This is a genomic window from Burkholderia sp. AU45388, from assembly GCF_030481585.1.
In the GTDB taxonomy this organism is placed as follows: Bacteria; Pseudomonadota; Gammaproteobacteria; order Burkholderiales; family Burkholderiaceae; genus Burkholderia; species Burkholderia sola.
On the sequence record NZ_JAUJPV010000020.1, the window covers coordinates 59,848 to 74,610 of the forward strand.

General features: G+C 64.7%; 9 protein-coding genes. 6 read left to right on the top strand and 3 right to left on the bottom strand.

Annotation, left to right across the window (positions count from 1 at the left end):
• Nucleotides 1-348 precede the first annotated feature (348 nt).
• The 5 genes from QZM72_RS26450 (at nt 349) to QZM72_RS26470 (ending at nt 11,472) form a co-directional block, all read left to right on the top strand.
• Nucleotides 349-6,819, top strand: a complete 6,471-nt coding sequence (locus QZM72_RS26450) for a YadA-like family protein (RefSeq protein WP_301739624.1) — start codon at nt 349-351, stop codon at nt 6,817-6,819.
• Between the two features lie 121 nt (nt 6,820-6,940).
• Nucleotides 6,941-7,606 carry an OmpA family protein gene (locus QZM72_RS26455; RefSeq protein WP_089470489.1) on the top strand — a complete coding sequence of 222 codons (666 nt, stop codon included), beginning with the start codon at nt 6,941-6,943 and terminating at the stop codon, nt 7,604-7,606.
• Nucleotides 7,607-7,992: 386 nt separating this feature from the next.
• Nucleotides 7,993-9,138, top strand: a complete 1,146-nt coding sequence (locus tag QZM72_RS26460) for a DUF2827 domain-containing protein (protein WP_089470490.1) — start codon at nt 7,993-7,995, stop codon at nt 9,136-9,138.
• A gap of 14 nt (nt 9,139-9,152) precedes the next feature.
• Nucleotides 9,153-10,307, top strand: a complete 1,155-nt coding sequence (locus QZM72_RS26465; RefSeq protein ID WP_089470491.1) for a DUF2827 domain-containing protein — start codon at nt 9,153-9,155, stop codon at nt 10,305-10,307.
• A 28-nt stretch (nt 10,308-10,335) separates the two neighbouring features.
• On the top strand, nt 10,336-11,472 hold the full coding sequence (locus QZM72_RS26470; protein ID WP_301739625.1) for a DUF2827 family protein: 1,137 nt from the start codon (nt 10,336-10,338) through the stop codon (nt 11,470-11,472).
• Nucleotides 11,473-11,496: 24 nt separating this feature from the next.
• Here the strand turns inward: QZM72_RS26470 and QZM72_RS26475 are convergent, their stop codons facing one another.
• Both QZM72_RS26475 and QZM72_RS26480 read right to left on the bottom strand, forming a co-directional pair.
• Entirely contained in the window at nt 11,497-11,913 is a 417-nt protein-coding gene (locus QZM72_RS26475; protein ID WP_089470493.1) for a hypothetical protein, read from the bottom strand.
• Between the two features lie 70 nt (nt 11,914-11,983).
• Nucleotides 11,984-12,787 carry an EAL domain-containing protein gene (locus QZM72_RS26480; RefSeq protein ID WP_089470494.1) on the bottom strand — a complete coding sequence of 268 codons (804 nt, stop codon included), beginning with the start codon at nt 12,785-12,787 and terminating at the stop codon, nt 11,984-11,986.
• Between the two features lie 104 nt (nt 12,788-12,891).
• Between QZM72_RS26480 and QZM72_RS26485 the strand changes: the two genes are divergently transcribed.
• Complete coding sequence (locus QZM72_RS26485; protein WP_256979766.1) at nt 12,892-13,356, top strand: hypothetical protein; 465 nt, start codon at nt 12,892-12,894, stop codon at nt 13,354-13,356.
• Between the two features lie 210 nt (nt 13,357-13,566).
• On the opposite strand, the gene QZM72_RS26490 is transcribed toward QZM72_RS26485, so the two are convergent.
• Nucleotides 13,567-14,709: a DUF2827 domain-containing protein gene (locus QZM72_RS26490; protein ID WP_089470495.1), complete on the bottom strand. Its 1,143-nt coding sequence runs from the start codon at nt 14,707-14,709 to the stop codon at nt 13,567-13,569.
• Nucleotides 14,710-14,763: the final 54 nt, after the last annotated feature.

The following is a 14,763-nucleotide window of genomic DNA, read 5'->3' on the forward strand; positions in this document are numbered from 1 at the left end:
TGCGGGCTCATTCGTCTTACTTTTATGCCTACCAGTTGTGTTATCTATCGCACACATACAACGTAACACGTTGATTTTTAATATAAATTCTCACAACTCCCAGCAGAACACCGATGCTTCCCGACACATTCTTACATTTTGCTCATTAGCTTTCATCAAGCACATCAACACTCGATGCATTAACCATTCTTTAACTTTTAAAACACTTCATTTATCACTGTTTGTCAATCTCCAAAATCCACCTCCAATAAACTCCGCCCATCAATTTTGAGATTCGCGCGAACGCACGGACCAATCCTCTAACAAAAGAGACCGGTGTGTGGCGTGCACATTTGGAGGTAGTAGGACATGAACCGCACATACCGCTCGATCTGGAACGAAGCGCTTGGCGCCTGGGTCGCGGCATCGGAAATCGATTCGGCACGGGGCAAGCCGAACAAGTCGGCCGTCGTGGTCGCGGCAGTCGCGGCGCTGGCGATCAGCCTGCCGTCGCTTGCAAGCGCGTCGACCTACATACCTGGAACGGTGAACGGATTCGGGCAGTTCACGGTATCGAGCTGTACCTCCAGCAGCGGCAGTACGGCCGCCGGCCGCACGACGATGGGCGACACCAATGCGTATCCGACCGATGGTTCGGGCACGTGGTCGACCGTGACCGGCTGTAACGCATCCGGCAACGGCAATCTCGCGGCGACGGCCTACGGCACCTACTCGCAAGTCACCGGCAAGGGCGGCACCGCGATGGGCTTCCTCAGCTCGGCTGGCCTCTGGGGCGTCGCGGCCGGCCTCGAAACCACCGCCAGCGGCGCCGGCGCGACCGCACTCGGCTTTGGCTCGACGGCGAACGCGCAGAACGCCGTCGCGATCGGCGGCGCAGGCGGCAACGGAACGACGCCGCTGTCGCAGGCAAACTCGACCATCGCATCGGGCGCGGGTGCAGTCGCCATCGGCAGCAACGCAACGAAGGGCGCGCAGTCGGCCGCGTCGAACGGCATCGCGATCGGCGGTCAATCGTCCGTCGCGTCGGCCGCCACGTCGGGCATCGCAGTTGGTCGCGGCGCAACCGTCAGTAGTGCGTACGGCATCGCGCAAGGCGATGGTGCGACGGCAAGCGGCGCCTCGTCGGTCGCGCTGGGTCAATCGGCGACCGCCGGGTCGAATTCGGGCACGGGCGGCGGCATCGCAATCGGCAGCAGCGCGAACGCGGGCACCGCTGTTTCGGGCAGCACGATCGCAATCGGGAACGGTGCAACCGCGACGTCGCCGTCGGGGTCCGGCGATTCGCTGGCATTCGGCACCAGCGCGGCGGCCACGGGGCTGGACTCGACGGCGATCGGCGCCCAAACCACCGCCAACGGCACGAACTCGATCTCCATCGGCAACAATGGCACGCTCGCCACCGGGACGGGCGCGCAAGTCGTGGGCGTCGGCTCGACGGCCAGTGGCACGAATGCAACGACGTTCGGCACGAGTTCAACGGCAACGGGTACCGGTGCGCTGGCGCTCGGCGCGGGCAGCAACGCGAAGTATGCCTCCAGCGTCGCGCTCGGCGCGGGAAGCGTCACCGGTACGGTTGAGCCGACCGGCACGGGTTATCTGACGGGCAGCGCCGCACCGCTGTCGGAAGTGTCGGTCGGTAGCTCGAGCGCACTGCGCCGCATCACGAATGTCGCCGACGGCTCCGCGCCGCAAGACGCCGTCACCGTCGCGCAGCTCAGCACCGGCATGAGCACGACCACGAGCGCGATCGGCAGCCTGTCGACGTCGGCGTCGACGGGCCTTTCGTCGGCCAGTAGCTCGATTTCGTCGCTGTCGACGTCGACCTCGACCGGCATCAATTCGCTGTCTACTGGTCTCAGTTCGGCTAATAGTTCGGTTACGTCGCTTTCGTCTTCCACGTCGACGGGTCTGTCGTCAGCGAATAGCTCGATCGGCTCCCTGTCGACCTCGACTTCGACCGGCATCAACTCGCTGTCCACTGGCCTCAGCTCGGCGAACAGCTCGGTCACGTCGCTTTCGTCCTCCACGTCGACGGGCCTGTCGTCGACTAACAGCTCGATCGGCTCCCTGTCGACCTCGACTTCGACTGGCATCAACTCACTGTCCACTGGCCTCAGCTCGGCTAATAGTTCCGTCACGTCGCTGTCGTCGTCCACGTCGACGGGTCTCTCGTCGGCTAACAGCTCGATCACTTCGCTGTCGACCTCGACTTCGACCGGTATCAACTCGCTGTCCACCGGCCTCAGCTCGGCGAATAGCTCCGTCACGTCGCTGTCGTCGTCCACGTCGACGGGTCTCTCGTCGGCTAACAGCTCGATCACTTCGCTGTCGACCTCGACTTCGACCGGTATCAACTCGCTGTCCACCGGCCTCAGCTCGGCAAACAGCTCCGTCACGTCGCTGTCGTCGTCCACGTCGACGGGCCTGTCGTCGGCCAACAGCTCCATCACGTCGCTCTCGACTTCGACCTCGACGGGTATCAATTCGCTGTCGACCGGCCTCAGCTCGGCGAATAGCTCCGTCACGTCGCTGTCGTCGTCCACGTCGACGGGTCTCTCGTCGGCTAACAGCTCGATCACTTCGCTGTCCACCTCGACTTCGACCGGCATCAACTCGCTGTCGACTGGCCTCAGCACGGTCTCGACGAAGACAGACAACCTGGGTAGCAGCACCGCGTCAGCACTTGGCGGTGGTTCGACGTACGACCCGACGACGGGCAAGGTCTCGGCTCCCGCGTACACCACGTACAACGCGAACGGCACGACATCGACGGCCAACAGCGTGGGCTCGGCGATCAACAACATCAACGGCCAGGGCATCAAGTACTTCCACGCGAACTCGACCGGCGCCGACAGCACCGCGACGGGCACCGACGCCGTCGCCATCGGCACCGGCGCGGTCGCCGGCACGAACAACTCCATCGCGCTCGGCGCGAACTCGGTGACCGCCGCGGCCACCCCGACGAGCAGCGCGACCGTCAACGGCGTGACGTTCGGCGGATTCGCCGGCGCCACGCCGGTCGGCACCGTCAGCGTCGGCGATCTCAACAAGGAACGGCAGATCACCAACGTCGCTGCCGGACAAGTAACCGCGACCAGTACCGACGCGATCAACGGCAGCCAGCTTTATTCCGTCGCCCAACAAGTCGGCACCGCGACCAGCGCCATTTCGTCGCTGTCGACGTCGACTTCGACGGGCCTGTCGTCGGCGAATAGCGCGATCACCTCGCTGTCGACTTCGACTTCGACGGGTATCAATTCACTGTCGACCGGCCTCAGCTCGACCAATAGCGCGGTAACGTCACTGTCGACCTCCACGTCGACTGGCTTGTCGTCGGCCAACAGCTCGATCACTTCGCTCTCGACATCGACTTCCACAGGTCTTTCGTCGGCTAACAGCTCGATCTCCTCACTGTCGACTTCGACCTCGACGGGCATCAATTCGCTGTCGACCGGCCTCAGCTCGACCAATAGCTCGGTGACGTCGTTGTCGACTTCCACGTCCACCGGTCTTTCGTCAGCTAACAGCTCGATCACATCCCTGTCCACGTCGACCTCGACCGGCCTGTCGTCGGCCAACAGCTCCATCACGTCGCTCTCGACTTCGACCTCGACGGGCATCAATTCGCTGTCGACCGGCCTCAGCTCGACCAATAGCTCGGTGACGTCGTTGTCGACTTCCACGTCGACTGGCTTGTCGTCGGCTAACAGCTCGATCACGTCGCTTTCGACTTCGACCTCGACGGGCCTGTCGTCTGCGAACAGCTCGATTACCTCGCTTTCGACTTCGACCTCGACCGGTATCAATTCACTGTCGACCAGCCTCAGCTCCACCGATAGCACGGTGACGTCACTGTCGACCTCCACGTCGACCGGCTTGTCGTCGGCCAACAGCTCGATCACGTCGCTTTCGACTTCGACCTCGACCGGCCTGTCGTCGGCCAACAGCTCCATCACGTCGCTCTCGACTTCGACTTCGACCGGTATCAGTTCGCTGTCGACCGGCCTCAGCTCGACCGATAGCACAGTAACGTCGCTGTCGACCTCCACGTCGACTGGCTTGTCGTCGGCTAACAGCTCGATCACGTCGCTTTCGACTTCGACCTCGACGGGCCTGTCGTCCGCGAACAGCTCGATTACCTCGCTTTCGACTTCGACCTCGACGGGTATCAATTCGCTGTCGACCGGCCTTAGCTCCACGGATAGCACGGTGACATCGCTGTCGACTTCCACGTCGAGCGGCCTGTCGTCCGCGAACAGCTCCATCACGTCACTGTCGACTTCGACCTCGACCGGTATCAATTCGCTGTCGACCGGCCTCAGCTCGACCAATAGCACGGTAACCTCCCTGTCGACCTCGACCTCGACCGGCCTGTCCTCGGCGAACAGCTCGATCACGTCGCTGTCGACTTCGACCTCGACTGGCCTGTCGTCGGCCAACAGCTCCATTACCTCGCTCTCGACCTCGACCTCGACGGGTATCAATTCGCTGTCGACCGGCCTTAGCTCCACCGATAGCACGGTAACGTCGCTGTCGACCTCCACTTCGACCGGCCTGTCCTCGGCCAACAGCTCCATCACGTCGCTGTCGACTTCGACCTCGACTGGCTTGTCGTCGGCTAACAGCTCGATTACGTCGCTCTCGACCTCGACCTCGACCGGTATCAATTCGCTGTCGACCGGCTTGTCGTCCGCTAACAGCTCGATCGATTCCCTCTCGACTTCAACCTCGACGGGTCTGTCCTCGGCCAGCAGCTCGATCACGTCGCTCTCGACCTCGACTTCGACCGGCATCAATTCGCTGTCGACGGGCCTCAGCTCGACCAATAGCTCGGTAACGTCGCTGTCGACCTCCACGTCGACCGGCCTGTCGTCGGCAAATAGCTCCATCACGTCACTGTCGACTTCGACCTCGACCGGCCTGTCCTCGGCCAACAGCTCGATCACGTCACTGTCGACCTCGACCTCGACCGGCATCAGCTCGCTGTCCACCGGCCTGAGCAGCACGAACAGCTCGGTAACGTCGCTGTCGACCTCCACGTCGACCGGCCTGTCCTCGGCGAACAGCTCGATCACGTCCCTCTCGACCTCGACCTCGACCGGCATCGGCTCGCTGTCAACCGGCCTGAGCAGCACGAACAGCTCGGTGGCATCGCTGTCCACGTCCACCTCGACCGCGATCAACGCCGCGAAGACGCACTACTACAGCGTCAACGACAACGGCACGCAGCAAGCCAACTACGCGAACGACGGCGCGACGGGCACCAACGCCCTCGCCGCCGGCGTGAACGCCAGCGCGGCGGGCGCCAGCAGCGTGGCGGTCGGCGACGGTTCGAACGCGCAGACGGCAGGCGCGGTCGCGATCGGCCAGAGTGCATCGGCAACGGGCGGCAAGGCGGTATCGATCGGTTCCGGCAACACGGCGTCCGGCGACGGCGCGGTCGCGATCGGCGATCCGAACGTGGCGACGGGCACCGGCGCGGTGGCGATGGGGGCGAACAACACGGCGACCGGCGACGGCGCGGTGTCCCTCGGCAACCAGAACACGGCAACCGGCGCCAGTGCGCTTGCCCTCGGCAGCGCGAATCAGGCCACCGCGGACAACACGATCGCGCTGGGCAACCAGGCCACGGCCAGCGCCACCGGCGCCCAGGCCTACGGCTCGGCCGCCAAGGCCACGGCCGCCGACGCGCTCGCCTTCGGCACGAACGCGCAAGCGAACGTCGCGAACTCGATCGCACTCGGCGCGAACTCGGTCACGGCCGCGGCGGTCGGCACGTCGAGCGCCACGATCGGCGGCGTCACGTACCCCTTCGCGGGCAGCTCGCCGGTCGGCGTGGTGAGCGTCGGCGCACCGGGCCAGGAACGCCAGATCACGAACGTCGCCGCGGGCCGGATCTCGGCCACCAGCACGGACGCGATCAACGGCAGCCAGCTCAATGCGACAAACCAGGCGATCACGAGCCTGTCGACGTCGACGGCGTCGAACATCTCGTCGCTGTCGACCGGTATCAACTCGCTGTCGACCGGCTTGAGCACGACGAACAGCAACGTCGCCTCACTGTCCACGTCGACCTCGACCTCGATCAGCTCGCTGTCGACGGGGCTCAGCACGACGAACAGCAACGTCAACTCGCTGTCGACGTCGACCTCGACGAGCATCGGTTCGCTGTCCACCGGCCTGAGCACGACGAACAGCAACGTGGCGTCGCTGTCGACCGGCGTGACGAGCATCAACAACCAGTTGAACCAGCTGTCGACGACGATCAACAACAACACGGCGCGCGCGGTGAACAACAACGGCGTGGCGGCCGACATGAACGGCACCGGCAACGATCACCCGACCGTCACCGCCGGCTCGAACTCGGTGGCGATCGGCGCGAATTCGACGGACGGTGGCCGCTCGAACGTGGTATCGGTCGGCAGCGACACGCAGCAGCGCCAGATCACGAACGTCGCGCCGGGTACGCAGGGCACCGACGCGGTGAACGTGAACCAGTTGACGCAGGTGCAGACGACGCTGTCGACGGCCCTGTCGGGCCAGCAGGCACAGATCAACTCGCTGGGTTCGCAACTGCAGCAGACCGACCAGATGGCGAAGCAGGGGATCGCGGCCGTCGGCGCGATGGCGTCGATCCCGCAGCTCGATCGCGACGCCAACTTCGGGATGGGCGTGGGCACGTCGACCTTCCTCGGCCAGAAGGCGATGGCGGTCAACATGCAGGCGCGCATCACGGAGAACCTAAAGGCGTCGATCAACGGCGGCTTCAGCGGCGGTCAGAAGGTGATCGGCGCCGGCATGCTGTACCAGTGGAAGTAACGCGTCGCGCCGCCCGGCCGTCCGGCTCGCCAGCCGGACGGCCCGCGGCTCCGACGGCAGGACGAGCCCGCTGCGCCGCGCGTGGCGGGTTTCGCTCAACCCAAGTTTTAAGGACGTCACCGTGAACAAACTCGCTCTTGCGCTCGCGCTTTCCGCAACGGCCCTCGCCGCGTGCTCGACCGCATCCGGCCCGACCTTCAGCGCCTCCGAACTGCAGCCGCGCGACGGCGTGCGCACCTTCCAGGTGGACTGCCACGGTCTGCTGTCGGGCCCGCAGACCTGCATGAAGGCTGCTCGCAAGATCTGCGGCGACGAGCCCGTGCGCGCCGTCGACTCGGCCCGCGCGCTGCGCGACACATCCGATCCGGCCACGCTGGTCTTCCAGTGCGGCGCCGCGCCGGCCGAGGCGGCCTCGGCCGCCACACCCGCATCCACCGCCGTCGTCGAACGCGTGAACCTGTCGGGCGACGCGCTGTTCGCGACCGATCACGCGACGCTCGCGCCGACCGCGCGCGAATCGCTGGACCGGCTGCTGAGCGAGCGCGCCGACCGCACGTACTCGCTGGTGACGGTCACCGGCTTCACCGACTCGGTGGGCAGCGACGACTACAATCTCGCCCTGTCGAAGCGCCGCGCCGAATCGGTCGCCGCCTATCTGAAGGCGCATGGGCTGAAGACCGATTCGATCACGGTCTCGGGCCGCGGCAAGGCCGATCCGGTCGCCTCCAACGCGACGCCGGAAGGCCGCGCCAGCAACCGTCGCGTCGAAATCCGGCTGCAGCATTGAGCGGCCTGCGGCCGCTCATGCGGCCGCGCGATCCGGCAGGCCGCACGCGTCGCGCCGGAATTTCGCCGCCCCGGGGCGCCGCTTCGCCGGCGCCCGCTCCCGTGGGCCGCCGGCTATGTCAAAGTTCGTCACGCGCCGCCAAAACCAGCGGTTTCCATGCCACAATCGCCGCACATAGTCGCCGGGGCAGCCTGCCCGACGCGCGCCGTGCCAGGCGTGCCCGACGACACGCCGGAATCCGGGCTGCCGCCTTCGCGAATCTCGTCGCCCGATTCGCGCACCGCGGCGCACCGGCGCGAATCCAACCATGACAATCCACGGCGCGCCGCTGCCGGCCAGACGCTCGACGCGATGCCGGACGCACGACGCCGCAGAGGAAGCAACCGGTGACGGAAATCAATGAAGCCGCCGCGGGCGGCACCCGCAAGCAACGGCCGGCGGTCGGCATCTCGCTGTTTGCGCGCGACGGCCAGGCGATCTGGGAAAACGGCATTCACCAGAACATCGCGTTCCTCGCGATGATGCTCAAGCGCTCGGATCGCGTCGGCCCCGTCTATTTCCTGAACGGCGGCGACGCCCACGCGCTGCCGGCCGGCCTCGAGCTCGACGGCCTCGACATCCCGCTCGTGAAGCCCGCCGACGTCACGCACGAACTCGACGTCGTGATCGAAATGGGCGCGCAGTTGCCGGTCGAATGGCTCCGGCACATGAAGGCGCTCGGCAAGAAAACCGCCGCGTTCTTCTGCGGGCACGTGTATGCAGGGCTGGGCGAAACGCCGATCTTCGGGAAACCGTCGGGGCACGTGTTCAACGGCGCACCGTTCGACGAAGTGTGGCTGCTGCCGCAATACGACAAGACCGCCGCGCCGATGCTGCGGACGATCCTGCGTGCGCCCGTCCATCTGATGCCGCACATCTGGTCGCCGTACTTCCTCGAGCGCCGCGTGGCCGCGCTCGCCGACGAAGGCGCGACGTTCGGCTATCGGCCCGGCCAGCGGCCGTGGAAGCTCGCGATGCTCGAGCCGAACATCTCGGTCGCGAAGTCCTGTCACTACCCGATGCTCGCGTGCGACGCGTTCTACCGCGCGCGGCCTGACGCGGTGCAGCACATGTTCGTCGTCAACTCGATGCACATGAAGGAACATCCGACCTTCGTGCACTTCGCGAACAGCCTCGATCTGGTGCGCCAGCACAAGGCGACCTTCGAACCGCGCGTCGACCTGCCGGGTTTCATGGCGCGCCACGCGGATGCGGTCGTGTCGCACCACTGGGAAAACGGGCAGAACTATCTGTATTACGACGTGCTGTACGGCGGCTATCCGCTGATCCACAACTCGACGCTGATCGGCGACGCCGGCTATTACTATCCGGACTTCGACTCGGCCGCGGGCGGCCGCGCGCTGCTCGACGCGTGGCTGCATCACGACGAACGCCTCGACGACTACCGCGCGAAGGCCGGCCGGCTGCTGCACTCGGTCTCGATCGACAACCCCGCGAACCTCGACGCGTTCGTCTCGCGTCTGGTCGCCTGAACCGGAGCATACGCATGTCGGACTCCAATGCCCGTCAAGCGCCCGGCGAGGGCAAGCGTCTCGTCGTCGGCGTGTCGCTGTTCGTGCGCGGCGCCGGCCAGTCGCTGTGGGAAAACGGCATTTTCCAGAACTGCCTGCTGCTGATCCTGCTGCTGCGCCAGTCGCCGCTCGTCGCGGATGCCGTGATGGTGAACGGCGGCGAACAGGTCGCCGATCCGCAGATGATGCTCGGCGAGTGGAACGTGCCGCTGCTGTCGATGGACGAAGCGCTCGAGCGCTGCGACGTGCTGATCGAAATGAGCGCGCAGTTCGGCGTGGACTACCTGCGCGCGTTCCGCGCGCGCGGCGGCAAGGTCGTCACGATGCGGGTCGGCAACGACTACGTGATCGACATCGAACGCGCGATGTTCGACAAGCCGTCGGGCTTCCTGTTCTCGGGCGCGCCGTACGACGCGGTGTGGACGATTCCGGAATTCGAGCGCTCGTGCCTGCACTACTACCAGACGGGCCTGCGCGCGCCGGTCACGATCGTCCCGCACATCTGGCATCCGATGCTGTTCGACAAGGCGCGCGCGACGCTCGGCGCCGGTTTGACGTTTGGTTATCAGCCGGGCAAGCCGCGCTGGCGCGTGACGATGTTCGAGCCGAACATCTGCATGGTGAAGACGAGCATCATTCCGATGCTGGTCACGGAAGAGGCCTATCGCGCGAATCCGACGTTCCTCGAATTCGTGCGCGTGTGCAACACGATCCACCTGAAGGAACATCCGACGTTCGTGCACTTCGCGAAGAGCCTCGACATCGTGAACCACGGGATCACGACGTTCGAAAGCCGCTATGCGGTGTACGAGTTCATGGCCGCGTACGGCGATGCGGTGGTGTCGCACACGTGGGAGAACGCGCAGAACTATCTGTATTACGAACTGCTGTACGGCGACTATCCGCTGATCCACAACTCGCCGTTCCTCGGCAAGGCCGGGTATTTCTATCCGGATTTCGACTGCCAGGCGGGCGGCCGCGCGTTGCTGCAGGCGTTCGCCGAGCACGACGCGAATCTCGACGCATATCGCGAGCAGTCGAAGCACGTGCTCGATTCGGTCAGCATCTACAACCCCGAGAACGTCGCGGCTTATACGGACGCGATCGCCACGCTCTATCGCGACGCATGACAGTTCCTCGCCCCACGGAGCGCATCCGATGAAACTGAATGTCGCGATAACGATCAACGTGCAGCGCGACGCGACGCAGTCGATCTGGTACAACGGCGCGAACCAGCACTGCGTGTACCTGTACATGCTGCTGAAGCAATCGCCGTTGATCGGCGAGGTCTGGCTCGCGCACGACGACGGCATCGCCGAGTATCCGCAGGCACTGATGATGGACGCGTTCGGCGCCGCGCTGCGGCCGCTGTCGGCCGTCGTTCACGAGACCGACCTGCTGATCGAGATGAACGCGTTCGTCGATCCGTCGCACACGGACGTCGTGCGCCGGCGCGGCGGCAAATGCGTGTCGTATCGCTTCGGCAACGACTACGTGATCGCGGTCGAGACGATCAACTTCGAGAAGAACGACTGGCGGCCGAACCCGCACCGCGTGCAGTTCGACGAGATCTGGACCAATCCGCAGCACATGCATACGTGCGCCGCGTATTTCCAGGCCGTGTACCGCGCGCCGGTGATCGAGCTGCCGCATATCTGGTCGCCGTATTTCATCGAGCGCAGTCTCGACGCGGACCCCGAACTGAAGGCGCGCTTCGGCTATCGCAACCACGGCCCGGCCAAGCGCATCGCGTTCTTCGAGCCGAACCTGAACGTCGTGAAGAGCGCGATCGTGCCGATGCTCGCCGCGAACGCGTGCTACGTCGACCATCCGGAGCTCGTCGAGCACGTGTACATGACCAACACGTTCGACAAGAAGGAAAACGTCGCCTTCAAGCATCTCGCGCTCGGACTCGAGATGGTGCGCGACGGCAAGGCCACCGCCGACGTGCGCGCGCCGTTCGTCGCATGGGCGGCGCATCACACCGACATCGTCGTGTCGCATCACTGGGAAAACGGCCTGAACTACCTGCTGTACGACGCGCTGTACGGCAACTACCCGCTCGTGCACAACTCGCCGTTCCTGCGCGACGTCGGCTACTACTATCCGGACTTCGAGATCTTCGATGCGGCGAACGCGATTGCGACCGCCGCGCGCACGCACGACGTACGGCTCGACGACTACGCGGCGGCCGCCCGCCGCTGCCTGCATCAGGTCGACACGCTCGCCGAGCACAACGTCCGCGCCTATTCCACGCAGATCCAGCACCTGTTCGCCGGCCGCCCGCTCGGCTGATTGCCGTCGCACGCGCCGGTTGCGTTACGCCAGCACCCGATCGCCGCTTTGCGCGGCGAACGCGCGGCCATGGCGCCGCCCGATGCGCGCGAGCACCGCGAAACAGCGGGTTGCCGACCGGCCTGCGTCGGCCGATTGCCGCACGAGGCTGTCGGATACCCCGCGCGCGATCGCCGACTCGTCGCCGCACGCGCCGGCGATGACGCCCGCGTAATAGTGCCGGGCCGCCCGTTCGCGGCCGCCCGCGTCGAGCGGGATCATTCGCTGAATACGGCGTGCGACGCGTGTCAGGCCGTCCAGATAGGGGGCGACGTCGATCGGCGCATCGGCCGATTCGGCGCCCAGTTGCCGCAGCATGTCGGCCAACTCGACGATCGCGACCAGTTCGCGCGCATCGACCACCTGCGTACCCATTCCGCCTCCGGCTTTCGTTTCCGCCATGCCCACGCCCCTTTGCGATTCGTCCCGCTCCCGACGCGCACGCCGCGCGCCGTCCTGCCCGTTCCTACGATCACGCGGCGGCCGGCGATCGCCATGAAAAGCGAATGCCCTGCGCCCACGTCACGCCGGCATCCACGATGATCTGCCGGTCGGTCTCGCTTTCCACGCCTTCGACGACGACGTGCCGCGCACCTTCATGCGCAAACGCGATCAGCCGCCGGAACTGGTAGCGCCCGATCGCATTGCGCTTGATCATCGACAGGATCGAGCGATCGAGCTTCACGATGTCGGGATTGCCGACCACCAGATTGTTCAATGCACTGAAACCGACACCGAAATCGTCGATCGCGATCCGGCATCCGGCCCGCCGGAAGCGGTATACGAACGACCGGCCCGCGACGGGGTTCAGCGGCCCCGTCTCCGTGATCTCGACCACCAGCCGCGCCGCCACCGACGGCTCGCGCTCGAGCCGCCTGAATATCGCCAGCCACGCGTCGTCCACCACCGCACTTGTCGCCGTGACGTTGCACCCGTACACGGCGCCCGGATCGGCGCGCAGCGCGTCGATCGTGCGAGCCACCACCAGCCGGTCGAACCAGCGCATCAGGCCGAGCGATTCGAGGCGCGGCAGAAAGGCGAGCGGCGGCAGCGCATCGCGCTCGCCCCACCTCAACCGCGCCAGGCGTTCCTCGTACAGCACGCCACCCGACAGATCGGCGCGGCACACGGGCTCGTGCGCGAATCCGAGCCGGCTTTCGACGAAACTGCGTACCGACGCAAGGTCGGGATGATCGTCGCGCGCACCGAACACGAGATCGATTTCGTCGCAATTCGCTTTCCGATTCGCCTCCTGGCGAGCTTCGACCGCATTCATCCGGCGCTCCGGCAAATGGCGAGCCGCGATCGCGGCTCGACCTCAACACCCAGGCGGAACGTGCCAACCTCGACGCGCTCCACCGCCTACCCGGCCTTTCCTGTATGTCGATTTTTTCCGGGGAGCGTACTGGTCGCTTCGGCGCCGTCAAATTCGATATTTTTACGATATTCGATTACTTGAAATACACCATGCACGCACGATGCCGACAGTGCGACAGGTTACACAACACGAATGACGAGAACCTCGAATCCGAATCGCTTGTCTTTTTCATCCGGACGGTTTTATCCAAATCGCCTTTTCCTGAATTTGCTTCTCGCGCGAATCCGGACACCGCCAATCGATCAGATAACCATCATGCGGCGAAGGACCGCCCGCGCCCGATATATCGGCGCGAAATGCCGCTCTCCGCGCATGTCGCCTCCCCGGTTGACACCTGCGCCGCACGCCATTCGATCCTCGCAGCGCGCAATTTTCATGTTTCAAACGATATTATCAAACTCCAAACGCGAACCGATCCCCGGTTAACCAATAATACCAATTTCAATTATATGAAGATTATTAATTGAAACATATTTAACAATCATTCCAACTTGTTAACCTATAAACTTGTTTTTGACGGACTTCCCTCGGAGCCGTCAATTTCGTGCCTTCGAAAACCGTCGAATCCATCGGGTTCGACGGTTTCTTTTTAACGGCACTATTTCGTCAGACATTAGGGCGGGACAAACCCGACGGTGGCCGGCAGCGCAACGGACGTGCGCCGCAGGAAACGTGCCTTATGCCGCCGGCGCGCCGATCAGGTTCGCGAGCAGCGCGTCGTACTCGGCGACGAGCGCCGGATTCGCCGACGTGTAACGGCGAAGGATCTCGCGCTGGCGTCGCGCATACGCTTGCCAGTCGTCGTCGTGCGTATGCAGCGCGCGCAGCAGCGCATCGGCGCCCTGCTGCACGTCGTTGTCCGGATAGTAGTAGCCCAGATCGGGGGCGAGACTCGCGTTGTGCACGAGCGGATAACCCTGCCAGCACACGTCGAAATAGAAATAGTTCAGCGGGTTCGACCATTGGTGCGACACGACGATATCGGTCAGGTCGGCCAGGAACAGCGGCGTATCGAAGCGCCCGACGAAGCTTGCCTTGCCCGCGCGCACGATGTCCAGGTAGTTCATCAGCATCACGAACTCGGGGCTGTCGTGCGCGAGGCGATCGGCATTCGTCACGTGCGCGAAGCAGATCGCGTCGGGGTCGCGGCGATACGCCTCGTCGATGATCAGCATCGGATACACGCAGAACTTCACGACGTTGTGGTTCGGCTCCATCACCGTGAGCCGCTTGCCAGGCTCGCTGCGCGGCCGGTATTCGCCGTGCTCGGGCAGCGACTGCGCCCGCTCGGTCAGGAACATCGGATCCCACACGAACGGCACGACACGCCCCGGACAGCGGCGCAGCGACTGCAGGAACGGCAGCGACGACGGCGCGATCTGCGGAATCGCCCACACCTCGTCGTAGCCGCGGTTGATGAACAGCGAATCCCACAGCCGGCGGCCGAACAGCATCGACTCCATCGCGTTGATGTACTCGACACCGCAGCAATAGCTGACGAGCTTCGCGCCGCGCGCTTTCAGGTAGGCCGTCTGCTCGCCGTCGATCTGCCCGCCGAGCTCGATCACCACGTCGAGCGCGTCCTTCATGTCGGCGAACGCGCGCGTGTCGTATACGCTGCGATCCCATGGCAGGGCGTCGGTCAGCGGCACGTCGGTCGTGTTGACCAGCGTCACGCGGTAACCGTGCGGCGACGCCATCAGCAGCTTCGCGAGGAACAGCGCGTTCTGCTTGATGCCGTTGATCCACAGGCTTTCGTCGGGGGCACGCAATCCGATCGTGATACCGATGCGCAGGCCGGTCAGGACAGGAGACGTCATCGTCGGCGGGATGGAAGGTTGAACGGGGATGGCACGGCGCAGTGTAGCGCGCGA

Coding starts and splice junctions, on each gene's coding strand:
- QZM72_RS26475 (WP_089470493.1), bottom strand. CDS start 11,913: ATGGCGGAAACGAAAGCCGGAGGCGGAATGGGTACGCAGGTGGTCGAT.
- QZM72_RS26450 (WP_301739624.1), top strand. CDS start 349: ATGAACCGCACATACCGCTCGATCTGGAACGAAGCGCTTGGCGCCTGG.
- QZM72_RS26465 (WP_089470491.1), top strand. CDS start 9,153: ATGTCGGACTCCAATGCCCGTCAAGCGCCCGGCGAGGGCAAGCGTCTC.
- QZM72_RS26490 (WP_089470495.1), bottom strand. CDS start 14,709: ATGACGTCTCCTGTCCTGACCGGCCTGCGCATCGGTATCACGATCGGA.
- QZM72_RS26485 (WP_256979766.1), top strand. CDS start 12,892: ATGTCGATTTTTTCCGGGGAGCGTACTGGTCGCTTCGGCGCCGTCAAA.
- QZM72_RS26480 (WP_089470494.1), bottom strand. CDS start 12,787: ATGAATGCGGTCGAAGCTCGCCAGGAGGCGAATCGGAAAGCGAATTGC.
- QZM72_RS26470 (WP_301739625.1), top strand. CDS start 10,336: ATGAAACTGAATGTCGCGATAACGATCAACGTGCAGCGCGACGCGACG.